Source organism: Pseudoalteromonas sp. SG45-2 (genome assembly GCF_014164115.1).
In the GTDB taxonomy this organism is placed as follows: domain Bacteria; phylum Pseudomonadota; class Gammaproteobacteria; order Enterobacterales; family Alteromonadaceae; genus Pseudoalteromonas; species Pseudoalteromonas distincta.
In genome coordinates, this window is sequence record NZ_JACJEO010000025.1 from 1 (window position 1) to 25275 (window position 25275).

Annotated in this window: 21 protein-coding genes and 1 pseudogene; 7 read left to right on the forward strand and 15 right to left on the reverse strand. The window is 41.3% G+C overall.

The window, feature by feature from the left end:
• Positions 1-136: 136 nt before the first annotated feature.
• Both H5116_RS16685 and H5116_RS16690 read right to left on the reverse strand, forming a co-directional pair.
• Entirely contained in the window at positions 137-490 is a 354-nt protein-coding gene (locus tag H5116_RS16685) for a hypothetical protein (RefSeq protein WP_139015392.1), read from the reverse strand.
• 12 nt (positions 491-502) lie between these two features.
• Positions 503-1591 (reverse strand): hypothetical protein, encoded by a 1089-nt coding sequence (locus tag H5116_RS16690; RefSeq protein WP_182716668.1) that lies wholly within the window; start codon positions 1589-1591, stop codon positions 503-505.
• 263 nt (positions 1592-1854) lie between these two features.
• Here H5116_RS16690 and H5116_RS16695 point away from each other — a divergent pair, with 263 nt between their 5' ends.
• Positions 1855-3156 carry a DEAD/DEAH box helicase gene (locus H5116_RS16695; RefSeq protein WP_182716669.1) on the forward strand — a complete coding sequence of 434 codons (1302 nt, stop codon included), beginning with the start codon at positions 1855-1857 and terminating at the stop codon, positions 3154-3156.
• Between the two features lie 98 nt (positions 3157-3254).
• Here H5116_RS16695 and H5116_RS16700 read toward each other — a convergent pair whose 3' ends face one another.
• Entirely contained in the window at positions 3255-4652 is a 1398-nt protein-coding gene (locus H5116_RS16700; RefSeq protein ID WP_182716670.1) for a 5-methyltetrahydrofolate--homocysteine methyltransferase, read from the reverse strand.
• Between the two features lie 32 nt (positions 4653-4684).
• Entirely contained in the window at positions 4685-7090 is a 2406-nt protein-coding gene (locus H5116_RS16705; RefSeq protein WP_182716671.1) for a TonB-dependent receptor, read from the reverse strand.
• Between the two features lie 141 nt (positions 7091-7231).
• Between H5116_RS16705 and H5116_RS16710 the strand changes: the two genes are divergently transcribed.
• Complete coding sequence (locus H5116_RS16710; protein ID WP_182716690.1) at positions 7232-7648, forward strand: MerC domain-containing protein; 417 nt, start codon at positions 7232-7234, stop codon at positions 7646-7648.
• A 162-nt stretch (positions 7649-7810) separates the two neighbouring features.
• Here H5116_RS16710 and H5116_RS20220 read toward each other — a convergent pair whose 3' ends face one another.
• The 11 genes and pseudogenes from H5116_RS20220 to H5116_RS16755 form a co-directional block, all read right to left on the reverse strand.
• Positions 7811-8113 carry a BCCT family transporter gene (locus H5116_RS20220; RefSeq protein ID WP_220487484.1) on the reverse strand — a complete coding sequence of 101 codons (303 nt, stop codon included), beginning with the start codon at positions 8111-8113 and terminating at the stop codon, positions 7811-7813.
• A gap of 11 nt (positions 8114-8124) precedes the next feature.
• A complete protein-coding gene (locus H5116_RS20225) occupies positions 8125-8319 on the reverse strand; it encodes a BCCT family transporter (protein WP_220487485.1) in 195 nt (64 codons plus the stop codon).
• Between the two features lie 9 nt (positions 8320-8328).
• Positions 8329-9351, reverse strand: a complete 1023-nt coding sequence (locus H5116_RS16715; RefSeq protein WP_220487486.1) for a BCCT family transporter — start codon at positions 9349-9351, stop codon at positions 8329-8331.
• A pseudogene (locus H5116_RS16720) lies at positions 9338-10245 on the reverse strand (homocysteine S-methyltransferase family protein). The gene H5116_RS16715 and the pseudogene H5116_RS16720 overlap by 14 nt, the downstream one beginning before the upstream one ends.
• 177 nt (positions 10246-10422) lie before the next feature.
• The gene (locus H5116_RS16725) at positions 10423-10671 is read right to left on the reverse strand and encodes a DUF3297 family protein (protein ID WP_002963088.1); all 249 of its coding nucleotides are present in this window, start codon (positions 10669-10671) and stop codon (positions 10423-10425) included.
• Between the two features lie 231 nt (positions 10672-10902).
• On the reverse strand, positions 10903-11112 hold the full coding sequence (locus tag H5116_RS16730; RefSeq protein ID WP_007580429.1) for a cold-shock protein: 210 nt from the start codon (positions 11110-11112) through the stop codon (positions 10903-10905).
• A 185-nt stretch (positions 11113-11297) separates the two neighbouring features.
• On the reverse strand, positions 11298-11507 hold the full coding sequence (locus H5116_RS16735; RefSeq protein WP_024595869.1) for a cold-shock protein: 210 nt from the start codon (positions 11505-11507) through the stop codon (positions 11298-11300).
• A gap of 425 nt (positions 11508-11932) precedes the next feature.
• Positions 11933-12937, reverse strand: coding sequence for a YeiH family protein (locus H5116_RS16740; protein ID WP_182716672.1), 1005 nt, complete (start codon positions 12935-12937; stop codon positions 11933-11935).
• Positions 12937-13932, reverse strand: a complete 996-nt coding sequence (locus tag H5116_RS16745; RefSeq protein WP_182716673.1) for a TauD/TfdA family dioxygenase — start codon at positions 13930-13932, stop codon at positions 12937-12939. Before H5116_RS16745 ends, H5116_RS16740 begins: the two co-directional genes overlap by 1 nt.
• Positions 13933-13941: 9 nt before the next feature.
• Positions 13942-14904, reverse strand: a complete 963-nt coding sequence (locus H5116_RS16750) for an aldo/keto reductase (RefSeq protein ID WP_182716674.1) — start codon at positions 14902-14904, stop codon at positions 13942-13944.
• A gap of 215 nt (positions 14905-15119) precedes the next feature.
• A complete protein-coding gene (locus H5116_RS16755; RefSeq protein ID WP_024595865.1) occupies positions 15120-15869 on the reverse strand; it encodes a GntR family transcriptional regulator in 750 nt (249 codons plus the stop codon).
• Positions 15870-16049: 180 nt separating this feature from the next.
• Between H5116_RS16755 and H5116_RS16760 the strand changes: the two genes are divergently transcribed.
• The 5 genes from H5116_RS16760 (at position 16050) to H5116_RS16780 (ending at position 25268) form a co-directional block, all read left to right on the forward strand.
• A complete protein-coding gene (locus tag H5116_RS16760) occupies positions 16050-16817 on the forward strand; it encodes a sulfite exporter TauE/SafE family protein (RefSeq protein ID WP_024595864.1) in 768 nt (255 codons plus the stop codon).
• A gap of 107 nt (positions 16818-16924) precedes the next feature.
• The gene (locus tag H5116_RS16765; RefSeq protein WP_182716675.1) at positions 16925-18985 is read left to right on the forward strand and encodes an alpha-xylosidase; all 2061 of its coding nucleotides are present in this window, start codon (positions 16925-16927) and stop codon (positions 18983-18985) included.
• A 100-nt stretch (positions 18986-19085) separates the two neighbouring features.
• Positions 19086-20825 (forward strand): solute:sodium symporter family transporter, encoded by a 1740-nt coding sequence (locus H5116_RS16770; RefSeq protein ID WP_182712502.1) that lies wholly within the window; start codon positions 19086-19088, stop codon positions 20823-20825.
• A gap of 208 nt (positions 20826-21033) precedes the next feature.
• The gene (locus tag H5116_RS16775) at positions 21034-23469 is read left to right on the forward strand and encodes a TonB-dependent receptor (RefSeq protein ID WP_182716676.1); all 2436 of its coding nucleotides are present in this window, start codon (positions 21034-21036) and stop codon (positions 23467-23469) included.
• A gap of 209 nt (positions 23470-23678) precedes the next feature.
• Positions 23679-25268, forward strand: a complete 1590-nt coding sequence (locus tag H5116_RS16780; protein ID WP_024595529.1) for an alkaline phosphatase — start codon at positions 23679-23681, stop codon at positions 25266-25268.
• Positions 25269-25275: the final 7 nt, after the last annotated feature.

Genomic DNA, 25275 nt, shown 5'->3' on the forward strand with positions numbered 1-25275 from the left:
GAGTATGTTCGTTAATCATAATGTGCCCTCAAACAAGATTTGAAGATCTGATCATGACATTGAGATTTAGTTCAAAAAAATCCCCGCTAATTTCTTAGCAGGGATTTGTGTATAAGAGACAGCTTAATGCGCCTTTTTAATATGTGCGCTCACTTAAGTCATAAGCAAAGTAGCCATAGGCAATAACTAACATCAAACCTAAAAATGATATGTGCATTATACGAGCTAAAATTAAGTCTATAGGCCGCGCGTGTCGCAAAATCGCTTCATCATTAACTATCGTAGCTTTTACTGGCTTTTGCCGTCTAATAACTTTGCCATACATGCTTACTCTTATGCCTATTCCTTTGTCCCAAAGCGGCTCATGTACCCCTTCTTCGCGCAATTTTCTCTCAATGTGTTTCATTGTAATGCGAGTGAAGCATAAGGTTGAAATAAGATAGCTCATTATTATTGGTAAAGAGATAAATAAAAATATTTTTTCAGGCATTACATACATAATTTAAAACCAGTCAATGCTTGAGCTTAAATCATATAATTCGCCAGAAATAAACTTACCAACTTCATCACCCGCTTTACCGACCATGAATCCAGCCCCGAGGCCGGCTCCAATTAAGATAACCCAACCAACTGGCCCCATGGCAATTGCTATACCTACACCAGCTGTAACTGTTGCACTTCCGGCGCCAATGCCTGCGGCTGTCCCTAAACCAAGCCCTGTTGTTTCAACAATGGCACGTCGCTGCCAATCTTTACCTGCTTTGTAATCTTTATAAACGCTATCAGCCCTAAGACCAGCATCAACAGCAATGATAAACTTTCCTGCAAAATTAGAATTTTGTTCTAGTCTACGTAAGTGCTGTATGTTAGCTAAAGAAGTTAATTTGAGGGGAGTAGAAGTTCTTGCGCTTCTTGCTGTATCAATGCCTCGCTGTGCACTAGACCATATATTACCTTTCGCAGATGCTTTCACCTTGCCTTTGAATTTGACCATTTCCCTTTTAAATACAGTATTAAGCTCTAGGTGAGCTTGCTTAGCTCTGTTACCTAGCTTGATTAGTTCTAACTTAGGTTGCTTGTTTTGCGATGCTTTTCTTATTTCAATCAAGCTAGTTTGGTATTTTAGAATTGCTTTTCCAAATGAGCTCAATCTTACTTGGCTTGACTCTAGGGAAGTAAATGCCGCACCAGTAGCGGCAATAGCGTCAAAATTTCTACCTAAAAATTTTAGTTCTGTCAGTTTTCTCACTTTGTCCACGTATGGGGAGATTTCTGCGTCATATAGTGCGGCAATAGCCAAGGCATCTTCATCACCGAAGCTGTTTACTATAGTACTGACATTTCTTTTTGTATGCTGAGGCCAAGACACAGTACTGTCAAGTGCGCAAGCTATGTCAGGACGAGAACGCCTAAAGTCACTCATATCCCCAGACTGTGGAGATCTTAAAATAAAGGGAGTTCCTTGAGGTATAAAATTACCTATAATATGAGGGTTATCTTCTCTAAATCGCTTTAGTTGCTCTAAATCACTAGTGTTAAATGGTAGGCTTGCTCTGCTTTTTGTATTAAAGCATAAATCAAATTGAGACATGATATTTCCTTGTATCTAAAATTAATCCATCAGATATCAAAAAATAACACACTTGAAATGTTGAAATCAAGAATACAGCGTGTTCATGCGATTTTCGTAATGATTGAACTATATGAGAAATAGTATTAATACAAGGCAATATCCAGAGGATTATCGTTGAATAAAACAAGGTTCATTTTATTTAGATCACTAATCCCTACTTAATAAGCGCTAAATACGCTAAAATTACAGGCTACTTTTTTAGCAATGAGCCCGTAATATTCATGACCTCAGCAACAAGCCCTAGTACTTTTAACGATCTTGGCCTTATTCCAGAGCTACAAGCTCGTTTAACCGATTTGGAATATACCCAGCCTACACCTATTCAAGCTAAGGCGATTCCAAGTGTACTTGCAGGTAGCGATTTAATTGCGGGGGCAAATACCGGCTCAGGTAAAACTGCGACGTTTGCGCTGCCTATGCTACAAAAGATGTTCGTTGAGCAAGGTAGTAGAAAACCAGCGAGTAAAGGTAATTTTGTAACGGGGCTTATTTTAGTACCTACCCGTGAGCTTGCTACGCAAGTGGCCGATAGCGTTAAATCGTATTCTGCAAATTTTAATGGCGCGATTAAAACGGTTGCGGTGTTTGGTGGTGTATCGGTTAATACACAAATGCAGGCACTGCGCGGCGGCGCCGATATTATTGTGGCAACACCTGGTCGCTTGCTTGATTTAATCTCAAGCAATGCGATTAAGCTCGATAAAGTAACGACCTTAGTGCTTGATGAAGCCGACCGTATGCTAAGCCTTGGCTTTGCCGAAGAGCTGGCTGATCTTTTAGCGTTAATGCCTGCTAAAAAACAAACCATGTTGTTTTCAGCAACTTTCCCTGAGCAAGTTAAGCTATTAACGCAAGAGCTTTTAAACGACCCAGTTGAAATACAACTACAAAACAAAGACGAAAGCACACTTGTTCAACGCGTGTTTACGGTAAATAAAGGCGAAAAAACCACGGTTTTAGCGCATTTAATTAAAATCCATAAATGGCGCCAAGCACTTATTTTTGTAAATGCTAAAAAAGACTGTGAGCATTTAGCCAGTAAACTTGAAAAACGCGGTGTGAATGCACAAGTGTTCCATGGTGATAAAGGCCAAAGTGAGCGTACTCGTGTAATTGAAAAATTTAAAGCCGGCGAAATAGAGGTGCTTATCGCAACCGATATTGCTGCACGTGGTTTAGATATTGAAAAGCTGCCAGTGGTAATAAACTTTAATCTACCACGAAGTCCTTCTGATTATATGCACCGTATTGGTCGAAGCGGCCGTGCTGGTGAAGTAGGCTTAGCGCTTTCATTGGTTGATTACGAAGATTTGCATCACTTTAAAATAATCGAGAAGAAAAACAAACTACGTTTAGAGCGTGAAGAAGTAACCGGTTTTGCTGTAAACCAAGCTAATCTTGATGCTTCCGAGGCGCTTAAAAATGAAAAGCCAATGGCAAAACCAGAAGGCACAGGCAAGAAAAAGAAAAAAAATAAAGCCGATGATATAGATGATGTATGGAGTGGCTGGCGCCGTAAGTAACAATAGAGCTAAATAAATAGCTGTAAAAAACCCGTAATTAGTAAACCTAATTACGGGTTTTTTACTTTGTGGCTTTAACTTAAAGCGTTAGTTTTAAATTAATGGTCGTGATCTTCATCTTCTATTTCTTGCGCAATACCCAACCAAGTAATTGCACTAGGAGCAAAAGTAAGCTCTAGCTCACTTTCAATTTCTAAGTCTTCAAGGTGTACTTGCACAACGTGCTGAGCAATCGGGTCGGCAACGTAAGCAAACTGACCATTTTGCGCAACTGTCATGCTAAAGTTCATGCCCTCAGGCATGGTCGATACATCTTGCTCGGTAATATCAACTTGGCCTTCAAGCTCCCAATGCATTTCGCCATCATGGTCGTGTGCGCTAAATACATTTAAAAAGCCTAAGCTGTCTAATATTAAAAAGTGCTCGCCATGGGCAGAAAAAGAGTACGACACGGCACTTGCGCCATCAGCTAGTTGCCATTCTAGTTCTTCCATTTGTGCTGTTGCAGGGTTAATAGTTACAATTACGGCTTCGCCGCCACCATGGCCAGATGCTACGCCAATAAAGGTCTCGCTATCTTCGTGGCCATAAATACTACCAATACGTAAATCGCCAACGGCTGCAATGTTCGCTATTTTTTCAGCTTCGTATTCATCATCGTGCTGGTGGGCTAATAACACACCATCGCTACAGCCAAATACTACGTAGTCGTGGTTTTGTGCCGCACCGTGTAAATCAGGACACGTCAGCTCTAAGGTTTGTTCAAGCTCGTATTCACCATCATGAAAATGATAAACACCTACTTGGTCTGGCAGTACTTTAGCAACCGATGTGCTTTCGCTGTCATCACGGCGAAGTGTTGATAATAAATGCTCACCGCGTGGCTCTGCTACGCCGTGCATATTAATATCGTAGCTAATACCCGGTAGTGTTGCTGTTGCGCTGGTTATGTCGTTATCTGTTAATACTTCAACAGAGGCAACCGTGCCTGAATCTGTATCACCATCATAAAAAACAGCTAATTGCCCGTCGTGAGTTATTAAGTGTGTAGGGCGACTGCCACTTGTTAACTCATAGCTGCTAGCCGCTGGGCTTTGCTCGTAATCGTGCAGGTGCTCGCCATGGTCTTCACGCCATAAACCACCATCAATAAAGCCTAAGTAATCTTGAGCGCGGCTAGCAATAACGGCATAACGAAAATCAGGTGATGACGACAGCGTGTTTGAATCATTCGTCAGGGTAAATGTTTCAAGTAAAGCGTTGTCATCTAGGTCATAAAAGCTGGCTTCGTTGCTGTTGCCTGCAAGCACAGCTAATCTGCCTAATGAATCAATTGTGTAGCCATCATCATGGTCGTGATCATCGTCATGATCGTGCTCGTCCTCTACAATAATAGGATCTTTTTCTACAATATTAGTCTCTGCATCGCCACAGGCTGTAATAAATGTAGTGCTAATAGCCAGTGCAATAAGCTTTAATTTGTATAGTTTTTTCATGTTTATTTCCTTTAATTATAATTTTTTAATGCTTAAAAATAACCGCGAATGCCTAGCGCAAAGCTACGCCCTGGACGTGGTGCTATATCTTTTACAAACGAGCTGTGCACGCGTGCTTCTGTATCTGTTAAGTTGGTGCCTCGCAGGTACACAGACATATCTTGGTTTAATACTGAAAGGTCGTAAGAGATGCTTGCATCAACCAATGTGTAACCGCCTGTGGCTGTTTCTTGTGGGGCTGTGCGGTCTTGCTTTTGATAGCGAGTAACGTGAATATGCGCACTTAATTTATCTGTTTGATAGCTTAACTCGCTACCAAAACGAAGCGGTGGTGTACGGGGTAAATCGCCGCCGTCTTTAAGGCGTGCACGCACGTAATCAGAGAATAAATCTACTTTAAATTCATCGGTTAATTGCCACGCAATTTGCGCTTCAAACCCGTGTAAAATTACGTCGCCTGTTTTAAATAAATAAACCGGCAGTTCTGATGAATGGTCGTGTTCGTCAGCGCCTTCTTCATCGCCATGGTCGTGGCCACTTTGTGCGTATAAACCAGTGTCTATTTGGTAATAATAGTTATCTACTTGGTTGTAAAAGGCATTTAGAATAAAGCCAACATCACCTTGGGTTTTACGCAGGGTTAAATCAACATTATTGGCTGTTTCCAGATCTATTGCTTGATCAGATAAACCCAAATGGCCGTCTTCATCTAAATCAAATAGTGCGCCTACTTCGTAAGTGCCAGTACCAATGTGCGGCCCAAACGATAACAATTCAGAGGCAGAAGGCGCACGTTCAGAGCGCGATACCGAAAGCCCTAAGTTATAGTTAGGTGTAAAATCCCAAACTACGCCTGCCGATAAACTGATTGGTGTAAATTCATGCTCTACATCAAATACGCGAATGGTTTCTGCGCTTTCTTCGTGGTCGTGATCATGCTCGTCGGTTTCTTCTACTTCATCGTGTGCGTGAGCGTCAATATTTGGCAGTAATACGTCGCCTGCTTTAATTGTTACACGCTCAATACGCCCACCTAACTGCACTAAAAAATCCCCAAAGTGCCTTTCTTCCATTAACGCTACAGCAAAGCTTTCGGTTTTAGATGGAGGCGTAAAAGCCTCTTCACCTTGTGCTTCAACATCGCTTTGTTTGTAATGAAAGCTAATGCCGCCATTCCACTCGCTAAATTGGTTATGTAGTAGGTCTATGCGTAATTCGTTTGTTTCGTTTTTAAATGTGGTGCCTACAGCGCCACCTTCAATTTCAGCGTGTTCGTAGTCGGTATGGCCAGCGCGCAGGTTAACTTTGTTTAGCCATTTATTATCTAGGTTGTACTCACCTAATAATTGCACTTTAGTTTGCTCTAAATCAGCAAATACCCTTTCTTCTTCGTCGCTGTGTTCTTCTCCTTCCTCGCCGTGCGTATGACCAGGAATACCGTATTGACGATTAAATTGCTCTACTGCTAAGCCAATAAAGCCGTTATCTATTAAATAGCTAGCGCCAACAGTAAAACCATCAGACTCTTCATTACTGTTTTCAACTTTGTAATCGCCACTATGGCCTTCACCGTCGCTATCTATAGCTGCGGCTACAGGTACCTCGTAGTCATCAGCTTCACGCCAAAACGCATCGGCATAAAAAGCAAATGAATCGGTACCTGTGGTGGCATTAAACGAGACCACTTTTTGGTTATCAACAGAGTTATGCTCTGCGTTCCACTCACCGCGTGTTGTGCTGTCGGTTGGTACGCGGTTATCTACCACATTAACCACACCGCCAATTGCGCCACTGCCATAAAACAGTGTTGCAGGGCCGCGTAATACTTCAATTTGTTGTGCAGTAGAAGCCTCCGATGCAACAGAGTGATCGGGGCCAACGCGAGATACATCACTGACATCAAGGCCATTTTGAGTAATGAGTACACGCGGGCCGCTTAAGCCACGAATAATAGGTGTGCTGGCTACTTTTCCGTGAAAATTTGTATTAACGCCTGGGAGTTTTTCAAGGCTATCGCCAAGGGTTGCGGCTTGTTGGCGCCTTAGTTGTTCGCCAGATAAAACACTAACAGGCGATGCAGATTCCATTGCCGACATATGAATAGGGGTTGCTTCAATATCAATAACTTCAATAGGTGAGCGCTTTAAATTAAACGTAACTGATTGGTTTTCATCATTCGTTATTGTTATATCGCGATGAAGATGCGCATAGCCAGGGGCTACAACATGTAGCTCTTTTAAGCCATTTTTTAGCTCGGTTATTACAAATTTACCGTTTTTATCGGTGGCTACTTTAAGGTCTGAGCCTTCAACTTCTACCGTTGCATTGGTAACTACTTTACCTTTGTTGTTTAAAACAACGTCTTCAATTGTGGATGCAAGCACACTAGCCGGCAATAAAGCTGCTATGAGAACAGCTAATTGTGATCTACGTTTCATTTGACTACCTTGTTAGATGTTATATTATATCAATTATTTGAGTAATGTTATAATATATCAATAGAAATTAACTGATGTTATTAAAATGTCTCTTTAAAAGTAACGTTTTTGAGTGGAGACACTGATTTAGTAGAGGAAATAATGAAGTCGAGTCAAAGTGTTATGGATCGTATGGCAATTGGGTTATCGGTAATGTGCACAGTACATTGTTTTGCAACCCCGGTTATTTTAGCATTATTACCAAGCTTTGCCGTATTGCAAATAGATAGTGAGCAGTTTCATTTATGGATTCTTGCGGCGGTATTGCCCACCAGTTTATTGGCATTAAGTTTAGGCTGTAAAAAGCACAAGCGTAAACGTTATATGGCCTGCGGCGTTATTGGGCTGTCTTTTATGATATGTGCGGTATTGCTAGGGCATGAAATAGCCGAAAAAGCACTAACCTTAATAGGCTCGGCTTTTATTGCTGTGGCCCATTGGTTTAATTATCAGCAATGCCTTAAGCAAAATGACGAAAAATGCCCGTGTTCAGGTAGCAAATTGGATCAAATGGTTTAACGCTTAGTTGCTGCTGGTGGTATGGCTCTCGTCGGCTAAATTAATACTGATTTATTTTAAATACTAAGGCTTCTTTGTTTTAAAAGGCGACCTCTTTCATGCTTTAGTAACATGCTCAGTAATAGTAAATAAGGCCTCATAATATGAGGCCTTAAAATGTTACTAATTCACTTTAACTGTTTCGGAATTTATACTTTCATACTGATCAAGTGTTTTTATTTGATTTACACCCTTTAGCTGCATCATTAATTGCTTTACTAAGATCATGTAAATAAACATCATTGGTAGGCCTGCTACAACGCAGAGTGACTTAATAGTATCTATTCCACCACCGCATAAAAATACGCTAAAACTAATGAGTGCAATTGCACCAGCCCATAGAAGCTTAACTTTATGATCGGGGTCGCCATTTAGTTCTAGCTTATTAGTTGTCAACATAGCGGTGGCAACGCTTGCGCTTGACATAGTCGTTAGCATTAAAAAAATTGAATAATCAAAAATAATACTAAGCCAATATTACCCGATGGTAGAGTTTGAATTAGTGAAACTACTGCAAACGTTAAACCGCCTTCGCTCATCCATTGTTGAACAGGTAAGCCACCAATTAATTGTGCCCATACTGCATAACCACCAAAGATTGATATAAAGAATGCACAACCGAGTGAACCCATCGAGATAGTTTACAAAATAACTTCTTTAATAGTACGTCCACGCGAAATGCGGGTAATAAAAAGCCCCATCATAATTAAATAAGCGTAGTACCAAAACCAATAGTATTGAGTCCACGATTGCGAAAAACCACTTTTTTGAACTGGGTCGGTCCAAAGTGACATTCTAAAAAAGTTATCGAGCATGACACCTATTGAGTCAGTAAAGTTATTTAAAATAAACTGAGAGTCAGCCACAAGTAAAACAAATAAGGCAAAGCATATTGCTGCTACAACCGTATAGTCGGACACTTTACTAATGCCTTTTTTAAAGCCAACAAGCATTACCGCAACAAGCATTAAAACAAATAATAAAATAATACTGCCTTGGAGTAATAAGCTGTTTTTAATTCCTAATAATGCAGAAACGCCAGTACTTAATAAAGATACAGTAAGTGCTAGCGAGCTTGCAAAAGCTGCGAGGGTGCCAAAAATTGCAAGTAAATCGATTGCTTTAGCAATAATAGGATTGCTGCCTACTACAGGTTCGCAAAGGGTAGAGAGCTTTAAAGTACGCTTTTTTTGTACGTAAAACGCGTACGCAGACGGGATTGCCGGAAAGCAGTAAATGGCCCAGCCAGTCACGCCCCAATGAAAAATAGAATAAGTAACAGACCAAGCTGCTGCTGCGTAGCTATTTGGTTCGGCAAAAAGTGGTGGCGATTGCAAATAATACATAGGCTCACCAATTCCCCAATATATAAGAGAAGCACCTACACCTGCGGTAAAAATCATACCGCCGTACGAAAAGTTAGAGTGCTCTTTTTTTTCTTCACCTAACCTAATAGATCCGTACTTTGAAAAAGCTAACCAAAATAAAAAACCAACTAAAGCCAAGCTCACAAGTTCTACTAACCAACCAAACCAGCCTGTTACAAAATGCATAGCGTTGCTTGTTAATAATTGTGACTGCTCTGGATATAAAGTTGAGATAACTAATAAGGTAATTACTAATGTAATTGCAGGAATAGCCAGCTCAAAGTTAAGGTTTTTCAATGGCGTTTCTCCATTGTAAGAGTGCTTCGATATGGCTTGGATTAATTCCGCAGCAACCACCAATAATATTTGCGCCAAGGCTATGCCATTGTTTTGCAAACTCAAGATACTCGTTAGGAGATAAATCACGGTAGTCTTGCACTGCTTCATTTGCTTTGTGAGCACTTGAAATAGGAGTAAAGCTGTTAGCAAATGCGCCTAACGATACTTTTTTATTTTGCTTAATTAATACGTTGTTAGTATCACGCAGTGCTTGCTCAATAACTTCAGGGATAGAGCAATTAAAGAAAATACCTGCAATGTTTTGCTGCTCAAGTAGTGCGGTTATGGCATCGGTTACCAGCTCTCCTGAACGCAGCGTTGCCTGCTCAGTTACTTCATCACTTAGGGTAAATGCGTAATAACATGGCTTAGTTGAGCCTTTAAGTACGCTTGCCATTACTTGCGCTTCTTCAATACTTGATATTGTTTCGCCAAGCCAGAGGTCTACATGGAGATTTTGTGCATTGTATAACGTATCTAAAATAGTAAAGGCACGTTTACTTTCAAATAAATCGGGGCGATATGAACCAAATGCAGGGGGTAATGACCCTGCAACTAATACACTTTGTTTAGCATTTTGAGCTACTTCTTTAGCAATAAGCGCCGCTTGCTCTGCGAGTAACGCGCCTTGGCTTTCGTAGCGTTCTTCACCTAAATGAAAGGGCACACAGGCGTAGCTGTTAGCTGTAATTATTTCAGCACCGGCATCTATAAAACCTTGGTGTGCTTGGGTTACAAAATGCGGGGCTTCTATTAGTGCTTGTGTGCGCTCCAAAGTGGCTGTGAGAACGGTGCGCCAATGCGCTTAAGTTCACGTCCCATGCCGCCATCTAAAATAGTTACTTTATTCATTGTGGGTTTCTGTATATCTAAACTATATGGCGCTATTCAAACATACTTTTTAAATAATTATAATGAAACTTCATCAGGTTGAGCATGAATAAAGCTAAACCTATTAAATGAGTTATAAAAATGCACAAAAAAAGCGACTACCTAATAAGGTGTCGCTTTTTAATAAGTATGATTAGCTTATTTATAAAAGGCTTCAACAGTACCTTTTCTTGTAAGTAAAAGTGGTTGCCCGCGACGATCAAGCCCTTTTGGAGATGCAAATTTTATCCAACCTTCACTGATGCAGTATTCTTCAACATCAAAACGCTCTTTGCCGTTGAACGTGATACCAATATCGTGTTCAAAAACTTCTTCCACATGATGTGGGCTACGTGGGTTGATAGAAAGGCGATCTGGTAAAGCAGGTTTTGCGGTAGTGTCGTTCATGGTCATATTCTATATTGAATGAAGTATGCGCTATTGTAGGCAATACAACGCTTTCGCTCAAGAGAGATAGTAGTAAATGTGTTTAAAAATGTACTAATTAATGAGTTGTGTATACAAATGAGATTGCGCTTGGAAAATATTTACAGAGGAGGTTTTGAAGATATTCGACTAAATAATTATGAAGGTAAATATATTAATGGGTTATCTCTAACCCATTCAATTGTTTAGCAATTAGATGCTAACAATGTTCTCGGCTTGTGGGCCTTTTTGACCTTGAGTAACAGTAAACTGTACACGTTGGCCTTCAGCTAAAGTTTTGAAACCGTCGCCAGAGATTGCGCTAAAATGTGCAAAAACATCTGCGCCAGATTCTTGCTCGATAAAACCAAAACCTTTTGCTTCGTTAAACCATTTTACTGAACCAGTAGTTGTATTAGACATAATATGTATCCTAAAAAATTAATATAAGTGTGCCTGAAAAGAGGCGATTGAGCCGGAAAAAATAGTTAACTTGAGGATATCGTGCAGGATTATTACTAAAACAACTCGGTACTAACAAATAAAACAAAACTTCTTTCAAACTAGTATTCAAAATGGGTTATTGCTAACCCATTTAACGAAAGCAATTAGATGCTAACGATGTTTTCAGCTTGTGGGCCTTTTTGACCTTGAGTAACAGTAAACTGTACACGTTGGCCTTCAGCTAAAGTTTTGAAACCGTCGCCAGAGATTGCGCTGAAATGTGCGAAAACATCAGGACCAGATTCTTGCTCGATGAAACCAAAACCTTTTGCTTCGTTGAAAAATTTAACTGTACCAGTTGTAGTTGTAGACATAATAGTATCCTAAGGATTAATAAAAGTGCGCCTTAAATTAGGCAATTTAACAGGAAGAAAACATACATTTAACTGAGGATAACGCGAAGGATTATTACTAAAACAACGTGGTACTTACAAATAAATAGGGTTTTCTGTCAACCCGATGGCAAGCAGGATAACAGTAAATTAAGTTATATACCAAGCCCTATTGTAAATTTATTTTAGAGTAAGTGCTTTATTTGTTTGTTTGTTTTTTAACTAATTAGTTATGATTGAGATGATCTTTTTTACTTCTTAATTAAAGGTAAATCTATTCTAATCAACGCTTTATGCTTATTTTTGTACACGGTTTTAGAGTAGGTGAAATACAGGTTTTAATTGGTTAAAACATGACCTAATTACCTACTAAATATTTTAATATATACCCTAAATAATGTAATTCTTTAGCTCCAAATTACAAATCCAAGTATTAATAACGCAATCCAAAGTGTTTCAGCCACAATTAAAATAATGGGTTTCATACCTACTTCGGTTAGTTTTCCTAAATTAGTTTTCATACCTATGGCTGAAATAGCAGCAATTAAAAAGAACTGCGAAAGTTCGTTAGCGGTTTCAAGTACTATTGTAGGAACTGAAAAGCAGCTATTTATTACCATAAGTATTACAAAGCCAATTAAAAACCCAGGTACTTTAGGTAACTCTCCGTGTTTTTCTTTATTTGAGTGATTAATAACAACCATCATAATAAGTACAACGGGTAGTAGCATTGCAACACGTACTAGCTTAGTTAGAGTTGCTATATCGCCTGTCTCGGGTGATACCGAATAACCTGCACCCACTACCTGGGCTACATCATGTATTGTGCCACCTAAAAATACGCCTGCATTATGGGCGTCAAACTCAAGATAATTAACCACGATAGGGTAGAGGATCATAGCGATAGTCGACATAGCTGTTACGCCAATAACGGTTAATAGGGTATCGCGTTCTTTATGCTCGCTGTTTGGCATAATAGACGAGATAGCCAGCGCAGCAGACGCTCCACAAATAGCAACCGAGCCACCTGTTAGTGCACCAAAGCGTTTTTGTAAGCCAAATACGCGCGCTAGCACTACACCTAAAATAATAGTGGTAAATATGGCGCCCGCTAACATAAGTGCTGTTTGCCAACCCAGTGTTACTAAATCTCCCAGCGCTATGCGTGTGCCTAGCAGTACTATACCTACACGCAAAACCGTGGTGCCGGTAAAATCGATACCTTTGGCGCAAGGGCTATCGCTTTGATACAAAAATGAGACTGCCATACCCAGTAACAAAGCAAACAGCATGGCTGGCGCGCCGTAATGCTCACTCAAAAATAAAGCGGCAAGGCCAGTCATTGCAGCAATGCTGGCGCCTTGCCATAAAGGTGATATTTTACTGCTTAATTTACCACTTAAACGCTGCATTACGCTTTTGCTGCGGTAAGTGCTACTAACACTTGGCGTTTACGTTCACCTGTAAAAGGTCGACGACCATGCATAGCCATTTCGTTATCAACTAAAGCAACATCACCGTCTTGCCATGCAAGATCAAAGGTAAATACTTTAGAAAGCTCAACAATTTTATCAAGTCCTGCTTTGGGTATTGCACTACCATCGCCAAAAGTAATGGCGATTGATGGGTTTTCGCGTACACCTTTCCAGCCCATGTAAGCGGCAATCAGTTGGTTATAAAAAACCTGTACGTTATTTTCAAGAGTTACTACCGCAGGCAGTACCGGTGTAACGGCTTTTAGTGAGCCGTCTTCAAGCCATTCCCACTCGTAACCAAGTTCGGTTAATTTATTATGTGCTTCGTCTTTGGTTTCTACACTTAGCGTACTTTTCCAGCTTCGGCCTTGGCCTGATGTTGCGTCGTCAGCGGCTGGCATATAGGTGATATATTTTAGGCCTTTGTGTTCAAAGTCATGGGCAAGCTTGCTGTCGTATTCTTTTAACGCACTAAATAATTTATCTGATCGGCAAAGAGGTGTTGCACCGCCTTTTTCTGCGGCCGATTTACAAAAGAAGAATAATTTACTTGGCGAAATAGGCGTTTGCGCCATTTCGTGATGTAAGTATATTTCTACATCTTTTGGCGCTTCGTTAGCTGTAAATACACGTTCGGTAAAATTAATACGTACCGCGTTAGACAGTGACTCTTTATAGGTAAAGTTTGTGTAGTCAAACCCGGCTGAAAAAGTATCAAAGGTTTCGGCACTATTTATAGGAAAGCCGCGAAACAACACAGCACCTGAGCTGCGAAGTTTTTTAGCCAATTCACTTTTATTTGCGCGAATGAAAGCTACCGCTTCTTCAACGGTGCTGGCGTTATTGTTATTAACCACAATGCACGGAAAAACCGAGTCATCAAACGTTAATTGAGTTGGCACTGAGGCGTAGTTAATTTCGGTAGCTGACATTATATATTCCTAATCGTAAATTGGGTGAAAACGGTTAAAGGCAGCTTCACAAAAGTGCCCAGGGTCGTTAAATCGGCGATTACTGTTAAGCGCAGAAATTTGCGCCATTTCTTGCTCTGTTAATTCAAAATCAAACAGTGCGAGGTTTTCTTTCATGCGTGCAAGTTTTGAAGTTTTTGGAATAATGGCTGTGCCGCGTTGCACGCCCCAGCGAAGAACTACTTGTGCTGGCGTTTTGCCATGATTGTGTGCAGCCGCTTTAACAACGCTTTGCTCAAGAACTGATTCAGTTTTATCAGCCATTTCTAGCTCAAGGTATGAAAGCGCACCCAGTGGTGAAAACGCAGTAACCGGAATATCGTAATGCTTAGCTAATCTTACTAATCGCTCTTGCGTTAAATAAGGGTGCGACTCAATTTGCAACATAGCGGGTTTGATATTTGCGTAGGTCATTAAATCGTGAAGCAGCGCGCTTGAGTAATTACATACTCCAATGCGTTTAGCTTTGTTGTTATGTACTTGCTCTTCCATTGCTTGCCACGTTAAATATAGCGGCACTTTTGCCAGCTCCATTTGTGGATTTTGCGCGTCTGGGTCAACAAACCACTCTGGTGGATAGCGGGTTTCTATTGGCACAAATGTTTGCGCAATCGGAAAATGAATTAGGTATAAGTCTAGGTAATCTAGCTTTAAATCACTCAGTGTTTTATCAATCGCGAGGCCAACATGCTCTGGTGCATGAAAGGTATTCCACAGTTTTGATGTTACCCATAATTCTTCGCGAGTACATAAACCATCGTTTATTGCTTGGGCTATGCCATCGCCTACTTGTTCTTCGTTACCGTAGTCTGATGCGCAATCAAGATGGCGGTAACCTGCCTTAATGGCTTGGTATACCGTTTGTGCACAATCTTCTTGTGCTACTTTCCATAAACCGAACCCTACTGGAGGGATATTATTTAATGAACTCATTGGGAATTCCTGTTAAAAATGCATAATGACTTGGGTCTTGTATAAGACATAAGTTATTATACGAATCAAACAGTGTCAATACTGTGTTAACAGCAAAGTAGTAAATGGGTGGGTTAAAAAACCTACAGGCAGCAAAAAGGCAGCGTTTGCTGCCTTTAAAAAATATTTAATTATTATGCGCTAAAGTGAGTTTTTAGCACTAAACACGCTTTTAATTAATCAAGTTCAATTTGATAGTGGTAATGATCGCTACGGCATTTGCTTTGGCGGTATTCAATTAGCTTACCTTCGATTGATTCGGTAATTCGTGATACCAACAGCAGTGGGTCGCCAGCTTTAATAGCAAGCATTTTGGCATCATCAGCTGTAGCAAGTACAGCTTTAATACTGTCTTGGGTTTTGTGTACAGTTTGGTTAAATTTGGTTTGATAGTAATGGTACAATGTATGCGGAATATCACTACTTTGATGTATATCAGGAAAGTAGCTTTGTGGTAGATATATAGTTTCGCTCATGCAAAATTCGTTATTAAGAATGCGCCTACGAACAAGCTTGGTAACTTTGTCTTTTTTATTGAGTTGTAACGCTTCTATTACTTCAACTGGCGCTGCACAAAGCTCAACCGATAGCAGTTCAGCCTTTGGCAAATCGGCACCTTTACCGTCTGCTTGTAACGGAAAAAACCTAAATAAGGCATCTTGCGCAGTATGCTCTGATACAAACGTACCAACGCCTTGGCGACGAGTTACTATTTTATTGTCGGTTAATAAGTTTAGTGCTTTACGAACTGTACCTTGGCTTACGTTAAATTCTTCAGCAAGGCGAAATTCGCTTGGTAGTGCTTCGCCAGGTACCCAACGTCTTTCAACAATGAGCTGTTTAATATAATCAGCCACTTGTAAGTAAAGTGGTTGAAAAGCCAAGCTTGGGCCACTTAATTTGTGATCAAACATAGAGTTACTCATTATTATTTACCATTAAATTTAATCCACCTGTAGTTATAGCATAGGTGAAACCTTTTACGCATATTTGCGCTAGCTCAATTAAACGTGAACTACTGCTGTAATGTTTAATAGGCGCAAAATATACATTATGCCTAAAAACAAATCGTTACACTACAATAGCTCACCCTTAGGAAATTAAAAGTGCTCAGTATTTCTTTTGAACTCATTTTGCTTATGGCGTTGTGCCTAAGCCTTGCCACTGTAATGCAAACTCTTAGCGGGTTTGGCTTTGGGTTGCTGGTAGTTGCAAGCTTTACGTTGCTTGATGTATTGCCACTTACGGCAACTACATTTTTAGTGAGTTTGCTAGGGTTAGTTAATTCAACAACCGTGGTCGTTAAAAACCGCAGTTCGGTAAAAGTACCCGAGCTAAAACTTATGTTGTATACCGGTATACCGTTAATGCTGATAGGTTTTGTGCTGCTTGAGTTTATGTCGTCGCATTTAACGCACTATTTAAACTTTATTTTAGGTGTAAGTATTCTGCTGTGCTGCGCTTTAATGCTGATTGGCCGCGATCGTGCTAATAAACAAAGTCGTCCTCGTTCGTTTTTAATAGCTGGAGGGGTGAGTGGATTACTTGGTGGGTTGTTTTCAACTTCAGGGCCGCCGCTTGTGTTTCAGTGTTATAAGCAAAGTTGGTCTATTGAAGCTATTCGCAGTACGTTATTAGCGGTATTTACTATTGGCGGGCTAGTACGTGTAGGTATCGCCTTATTTGGTACTTTGCCGGGGCTCGACATTATGTTTTTAATTGCAGCGGCTATTCCCTTAGTGTTGTTAGTTACGCATTTTGCTCGTAAATTAACGCCTTACGTTGACGCTAAATGGATACGCATTATAGCTATTACGTTACTAGGACTGAGCGGCGTATCGCTGGTGGCTACATCGGCACCTGGCATTTTTTAAAAATTGCGATGTAAATAATTCATCTTGAGTTTATTTACGTTGACATGGGGATTACAATTATTTAACTTGTGTCTTATACAAGACTAATAATTGGTTAAGGAACTCCCATGAATGCATTTGAATTACGTGAGCCAGACTGGAACGCAATAGAACCAGCACGCTTAACCGCACAGCCAAAGTTACAAGGTAATGTGTTGGTTTTGCCCACTCAGTTTGGTGATATTAGCGTAACGATAAGCCAGTTTGGTTTACGTTTAAATGCAGGCACCACGCATGACGAGCAGTTTAAAATATTAACCACAACCCCATCAGAATACCCCCTCACACTTAGCAAAAACAATAATGATTACAGTGTAAGTGGTGGCGAATACCGGCTAGAGTTTTACTGCGACCCTTTTCATTTCAAACTTTATAAAAACGATGAGCTAGTGCAGCAATCAGCAACCGATGGCCACTTTGTACGCCAGCATCGTTTACCGCCACTGGCTAAAACTGATAACGGCTGGATACTAAGCTTAGAGCTTAACTACGATGAGGCCGTGTATGGTCTTGGCGAAAAATGGGGCAAGCTTGATAAACGCGGCCAACTTATTCGTTCATACAACCACGATGCGCTAGGCGTTAACGCCGAAAAGTCTTATAAAAACACACCGTATGCATGGAGCCCAGAAGGCTGGAACTTATTTGTACACACACCTGCACCGGTAACTCATGGCGTAGGCTATGCACTTTGGTCGCAACGCGCATATGTATGTTTAGTTGAAGATGACGCGCTAGATGTATTTTTATATCAAGAACAAACACCTGCTCAAAGCATTAACCGTTACTGTGAGCTAACAGGTTTTGCACCGGTGCCACCGCAGTGGAGCTTTGGTGTTATTTTATCAAAAGCGTATTACAAAGATGCTGACGAATTACTGAGTGTTGCCCGCGAAGTGCGTGCTAAAAGTATGCCGTGCGACGTAATTACTCTTGATGGCCGCGCATGGCAAGACACCGACACCCGCTTTGCATTTGAATGGGATCCAACACGCTACGCCGACCCAAAACCAGTGCTTGATGAACTAAAAGCCATGGATTTTAAAATTTGCGTATGGGAATACCCGATGATCTCGGTAAATAACCCATTATTTGCTAAAGCGGCCGAAAATGGCTGGCTTATAAAAGATAAACGCACCGGTAAAGCGTATCAATACGAGTGGGATTTAAGCCCATTTGGCGAAGTACTTACACCATTACCAGAGTCGGGTATTTTAGATTTTACTCACCCCGACGCTTACGAATACTGGCTCGAATCGCACAAGCCATTGTTTGAGCTGGGCGTAGATATGATAAAAGCAGACTTTGGCGAACAGCTAGAAGACGAAAACATGGTATCGCACAGTGGCGATAGCGGCATTAGACTGCATAATGTTTATAGCATGCTGTACAACCGCTGCGTTTATGAAGCTGCAGAAAAGTACTGTAAAACAGGGCCATTTTTGTTTAGCCGTTCAGCATGGACTGGCAGCCAACGTTTTCCTGCACAATGGGGCGGCGACCCACAGGCCGATTGGCAGGGTTTAGCGGCAAGTATTCGTGGCAGTTTAGCGTGGGGTATGTCGGGCGGGCCATTTTTTGCAACCGACATTGGCGGTTTTTACAAAGACACTCGCGATGCAGAGCTTTATGTACGCTGGGCGCAAGCGTCGGTATTTAGTGCGCATATGCGCTTACATGGTATTGGTCCTCGCGAACCTTGGTCTTACACAGAGCAAGCAAGTGATGCGGTATTTGCAGCGCTTAAATTACGCTACCAGTTAATTCCGTACTTACAAACATGTGCCATACAAGCACAGCAAACTGGCTTGCCAATTCAGCGTGCAATGGTTTTAGCATTTCCTGATGATGTGCTAGCGCATAGTTTTGATCAGCAATTTATGTGCGGTGAAAAATTGTTAGTAGTGCCGTGTGTCGTACCAAACGGTAAAGTGAAGTTTTATTTACCACAAGGCAACTGGATTCGCTTTCCTGATAAACAATCTTACGAAGGTGGTAAGTACTACGAGCACAAACTCGCACTTGAAGAAATGGCAGTATTTGTACGCGAAGGCGACAGCCTAATGCTTGGCCCAGAGGTTCAACACACAGAACAAGACATGAGCCAATTAACAGCATGGCCTAAATAAATCTCGGCTTAATAAAAAACACACTACACACATACAACACACAATAATAAAGATATTAGCTTACTTTTTACCGAGTAAAGTAAGCTAAAAGGGGCGCAAGATGGAAGGTATGAACATTACCATGACACTGCTATCGTGCTTGGCGTTTATGGCGCTGGTGGGATATATCTCGTACCAAAAAACCAAAGGAGAAGTTAACACCCAAGATGGCTACTTTTTAGCGGGTCGTGGGTTAACGGGTACGTTTATAGCAGGGTCGATGATCCTCACAAATTTATCAGCAGAGCAACTAATTGGCCTTAATGGCTCAGCCTATGGTTACAACCTAAGCTCAATGGCTTGGGAAGTAACCGCAGGAGTATCAACCATCATTATGGCGTTGATCTTTTTGCCTCGTTATTTAGCGGGCGCGTTTTCTACCTTGCCTGAATTTTTACGAGATCGTTTTGATGATACCGTACGCCGCATGACGGTGATCTTATTTATGGTAGGGTATTGTTTTATAACGATCCCTTCGGTTTTGTACTCAGGATCAATAGCCGTACTTAGGCTGTTTGATGTTCCTACCTTATTAAATATGAGTTACGAAGCAAGCCTGATTGTGACCATTATTACAGTGGGCTCAGTTGGCGCTATATACGCTGTTTTTGGCGGTTTAAAGGCGGTTGCGGTATCAGATACCATTAACGGTGTTGGGTTATTAATTATTGGTATTCTAGTGCCCACACTAGGTTTGATAGCACTAGGCGACGGTAGTTTTTCAGAAGGGTTAAGCACCCTTGTAAACACCGATACAGAAAAACTCAACGCTATTGGTAGCGAGGATGATCCCGTGCCATTTGGCACTATTTTTACAGGTATGATCCTCGCTAATTTGTTTTATTGGGGTACTAATCAGTACGTGATCCAGCGTACGCTGGGCGCTAAAAACTTAGTAGAAGGGCAAAAAGGCGTGTTGTTTTCAGGGTACTTTAAAGTGTTAGTACCGTTTATGATGATGATCCCAGGCGTTATTGCTTACCATCTTTATAAACACGAAAGCCTACCCACTATCGATTTAGCTTACCCACATTTAGTGAAAGAAGTGCTTCCACAGTATTTATCTGGGTTCTTTTTGGCCGTATTGCTAGGTGCTGTATTTAGCTCATTTAATTCACTCCTCAATAGCGCGGCAACCTTGTTTTGCTTAGACGTTTATAAGCCAATGAAAAAAAATAAGGTAACAGACAGCCAACTTATAAAAGTAGCCAAAATTACTAGTATTGTTATTGCCATATTGTCGTTTATAACTGCGCCATTATTGATGTTCGCACCTGAAGGTTTATGGCACATAATTCGTGTGTTTACAGGCTTTTACAACATTCCGGTCATCACAATTGTATTGGTAGGTTTGTTTACTCGAAAAGTGCCTGCACTGGGCGCTAAAGTCGCGATTATATTCCATATTATTGCCTACACCTTGCTTAAATTTGTATGGGATGTAGACATTAACTTTATTCATATTTACGCCATTTTGTTCTTAATTGAATTGGTGATAATGCTGGGTATTGGTTACTACAAACCACTTAAAACACCATGGCAATTTACACGCAAAGCTGAGGTAGACCTTAACCCTTGGAAATACGCATTACCTTGCGCAATTGTATTAGTAAGCTTGATTGTTAGCTTATATATATTATTTTCGCCACTCGGATTGGTTGGTGGAACCAGTGTGTACTTTGTACCAAGTTTAGCTGCTGTATGGTCTACAGCCTTAGTGCTTAGCTGGTGGAGTGTACGTCGTTGGCAGGTTAGTTACGAAAATAGCTTAGCGCGTATTGGTGCTAAAAACGCCGCATAACCTGCGGCTATATTCTGTATACCAAACTTAAATCACATTTAATTCACATAATGTTTGCATTAGTAAGATAGTTTGTTTAAATTTAAAGCTCTTATATAAGATATAAGAGCTTTAAGGAAAGTATCACACACTGACACCGCTTTATTAGCAACACACACAATTGCTAGCGCGGTACCACACAGCACACACGCACAATATGGAGAATGACATGAGAGCTAAAAAGTCCGTCTTAAGCTTGGCAGTCACGTTAGCAATGACAACCGGTTTAGCGCTTAGCGCGCAGGTACATGCGCAGCAAGAGCAAACCGAACAAGAACAACAAAAAACAGAAACAGCTAAAAACGATACGTTTGAAAAAATAGTCGTTACTTCACAAAAAAGAACGCAAAGTTTAAACGAAGTACCTGTTGCGGTATCGGTACTTAATAGCGATCAAATTAATTCAGCTTTTGCTAATAACATGGAAGGCTTACAGTCACTTGTCCCTTCAGTTAGCTTTAGAAAAGGCACCACAACCCGTAACTCAGCGCTAACAGTGCGCGGTATTGGTACTATTTCATTTAGTATTGCTGCCGAGCCAAGTGTAGCAACTGTTGTTGATGGCGTGGTGCTTGGCCGCTCGGGTCAAGCATTTGCCGATTTATACGACGTAGACCGCATTGAAGTATTACGCGGGCCACAAGGTACATTGTTTGGTAAAAACGCCTCAGCAGGTGTGGTAAACATAACAACAAAAGATCCCTCGTACGACACAACAGGCAGCGTAGAAACCTCGTTTTATCAAGATAACGAATACCGTTTTAAAGGCGTTATAAGCGGCGGTTTAACCGACGACCTAGCGGCAAGCCTAACGGTATTTAAAGGTAAATTTGACGGTTACATTGATAACGTTTACAACAACGAAAAAGTAAACGGTTACGACCGTGAAGGTGCACGTGCTGTATTTAAATACGAGCCAGAGGATGACTTAAGCGTAAAATTTATTGCAGAATTTTATAACGCTGACGATGATTGTTGTGCCGACTTAGAAGCACTACCAAGTGGCCGTAATCCAGATTCAAAATCAGTACCAAACAGTAACGGTATAGTTGATGGCGTAGCCGATATTGATTTAGACCAACGCAGCGTTGATCACGACTACGAGTCGCGCACAATTGACGAACATAGCGCGTTTTCGGTACAGGTTGATAAAACAATTGGCGACTATACATATACTTCAATTACAGCGCAGCGTTCGTGGGATAACACAGAGTACCGTGAAGGCGACTTTACCTCTATTGCTGGCGACAGCAGCGAGCCGGTATTTGACGCGCCGTTTCAATTACACGATTTAGGTGCACAGCAATGGGATCAGTTTTCGCAAGAATTTAGAGTTACATCAAACCTAGCTGGGCCATTTAACTATGTTGCTGGCTTATTTTATTGGAACATGGATTCACAACGTAACTTTACTCGCGATGCTAGTTGTCAAAATAATGGTGGCCAGCTTGATAGCGCAATGGTTTTTTACGCGCAAAATAACTTATCGGGCGCTGAACTTGATACAGCGCTTACTGATTTAGAAGGTTACACACAAGGCCTAGGCGTTAGCTGTAACGCAAACGATATTGTATCGGCCACTGCTTTTATGAGCACAGAATTTAATAACTGGGCCGCTTTTGCCGATGGTACTTACGATTTATCTGAAGATTTACGCGTATTATTTGGTATTCGTTACACCGACGATGAAGTGTCTTACACGCATCGCCGTGTAAGTAATGATGTATATGGCCGCACCGGTGTAGGCGTACGTCCAGCAACACTTAATACAGATGATGAAGGTAAAGCCGAAGAAACCAACGTATCGGGTCGTTTAGGTATGCAATACGATTTAGGCGATGGCCAAATGGTATACGGCACTTACTCGCAAGGTTACAAAGGCCCTGGTTTTAATATTTATTATAACTTTAACCCAGACACCGACAGCCGCGAAATAGCACCTGAAGAGTCTGACGCTTATGAAATAGGCTACAAATACGCAAGCCGCGAATTTGTATTTAACATGGCGCTTTTCAGAACCGAAATTGAAGGCTTTCAAGCTAACAACTTTGACTGTTCAGACGGCACTTGTATTACGCGCTTAACCAATGCGGGTGATGTAAGTACGCAAGGTGTTGAAGTTGACTTTATGTGGGCTGCAACAGAGTCGCTAACGCTTACCGGTGGTGTTGCTTACATTAAAGCTGAAATTGACGAGTTTAATTGTCCGGCAGAGGTAGCCGCAGGTTCATGTACTGACCGCTCAGGTTTAGATGTACCATTTTCGCCAGATTTAAAATACTCACTAACGGCTGACTACTTTATTGAAACCGACCATGGCTTTAACGTACATATAAATGGCTCTTACATTTATACCGACGAGCAATACTCAGACCTACCAGACAACGTAGGCGAATTTAACCCAGCCGCTTTGTTACCAGATTACGGTATTTTAAACGCAAGTGTGGGTTTATCGTTTAAAGATGACGCGTTTAGAGTGTCGCTTATTGCTAAAAACTTAACAGATGAAAGCTACGCAACTACCTACAGTGGCGATAACTTCCGTTACCAAATACCACGTGATGCTGAGCGCTACTTTGGAGTATCGTTTAAAGCACGTTTTTAATATTTAAATAACTCCCTCAATAATTTCCCTACAAGCGCAACGTTTTACACGTTGCGTTTTTTTTGTGACTTATCTTTGTAATAGTTTAGTCATTTTACTTTCATTAAAATTACCTTTATCAGTCACATCTGTTTTCTATAGTGCAGCGGTTGATCTTTTTTGTGTTTACACATTTCAAAAAAATAACCACTAAACAATGGGAATTACGGATGAAAATTAAAAAAGTCGCTGCGGCAATCGCGCTAACGTTTACGTTTAGCGCAGTGAGCCATGCTGATGTACTACCGCAAAGCCAAACAGACAGCAGCTGGTATAGCGCTGCGCAAACTAAACTAACAACAAAAACAGCACAAGCGCAGGCTACACAAGCCACTAAAGCTAAAAACGTTATTTTATTTGTGGGCGATGGTATGGGTATATCTACTCTTACTGCCGCGCGCATTTTGCAAGGGCAGCGTAATAACCAATCTGGCGAAGAAGGTTATTTAAGCTTTGAAGAGTTCCCATACTCTGCACAAGTTAAAACGTATAACGTAGATGCTCAAACGCCCGATTCAGCAGGCACGATGACGGCTATTATTTCGGGTGTAAAAACCGATGTGGGCGTTATTGGTGTAGATGAAGATATTGAACGCGGCGTGTGTTCAACAGTAGCAGGTAATGAGCTAATTACCGCGACCGAATTAGCTGAAATTAAAGGGCTATCTACAGGTATTATTTCTACAGCACGTATTACTCATGCAACTCCTGCTGCCACGTATGCTAAATCGGCTGACCGTAACTGGGAAGACGTATCAGATATGCCAGAAGATGCCGTAACGGGTGGCTGTGAAGACATTGCATCGCAACTGGTTAACTTTGAAAAAAACCTAGAAGCACGATTTGTAGGGACCGACGTAGACGGTCTTGATTTTGTAATGGGTGGCGGTCGTCGTCACTTTTTACCAAAAGATGAAACAGCTAACTCAACAGACGCAGTAAGCGCTATAGAAGGCGACCGTACTGACGAGCGCAACCTAGTAACTGAGTGGCAAACACAATACCCAGATGCTACGTACGTAATGGATCAAACAGGCTTTGATTCAATTGCAGATGACGCAACTAAAGTATTTGGTTTATTTAACGAATCCCACATGCAGTACGAAGCTGACCGCGCAAATGATGTAGCGGGCGAGCCTTCGCTTACCGATATGACCACTAAAGCAATTGAAGTGCTTGGTAAAAACGATAATGGATTTTTCTTAACGGTTGAGTCGGGTCGAATTGACCACGCGCACCATGCGGGTAATGCGTACAACGCGCTTAACGACACCATTGAGTTTGCTAAAGCCGTGCAAGCAGCGGTAGATAACACCAATCCAGAAGAAACCCTTATTTTAGTAACCGCTGATCACAGCCATGTATTTACTATTGCCGGCTACCCTAAGCGTGGTAATCCAATTTTAGGTCAAGTAGTTGCAGTAGGCGAAACAACACCAAGCTTAGCCGCCGACGATATGCCGTACACCACAGTAGGTTACGCAAATGGTTTAGGTTTTAGAAACTTGGGCAGTGAGACTGATGCGGATGCAAGTTACACAAGTGCTGCTGTTGCAGGGCGTGTTGAGCTAAATGGCGTTGATACAACGACCCCAGGTTTTCACCAAGAAGCAACTGTACCAATGGGCTCAGAAACACACGCGGGTGAAGATATTTCACTGCATGCAAAAGGTCCAGGTGCTCAGCTAGCACAAGGCGTAATTGAACAAAACGTAGTGTTTCATCTAATTAATCAAGCTCTTGAACTAACTCAGCAATAATGGCGGC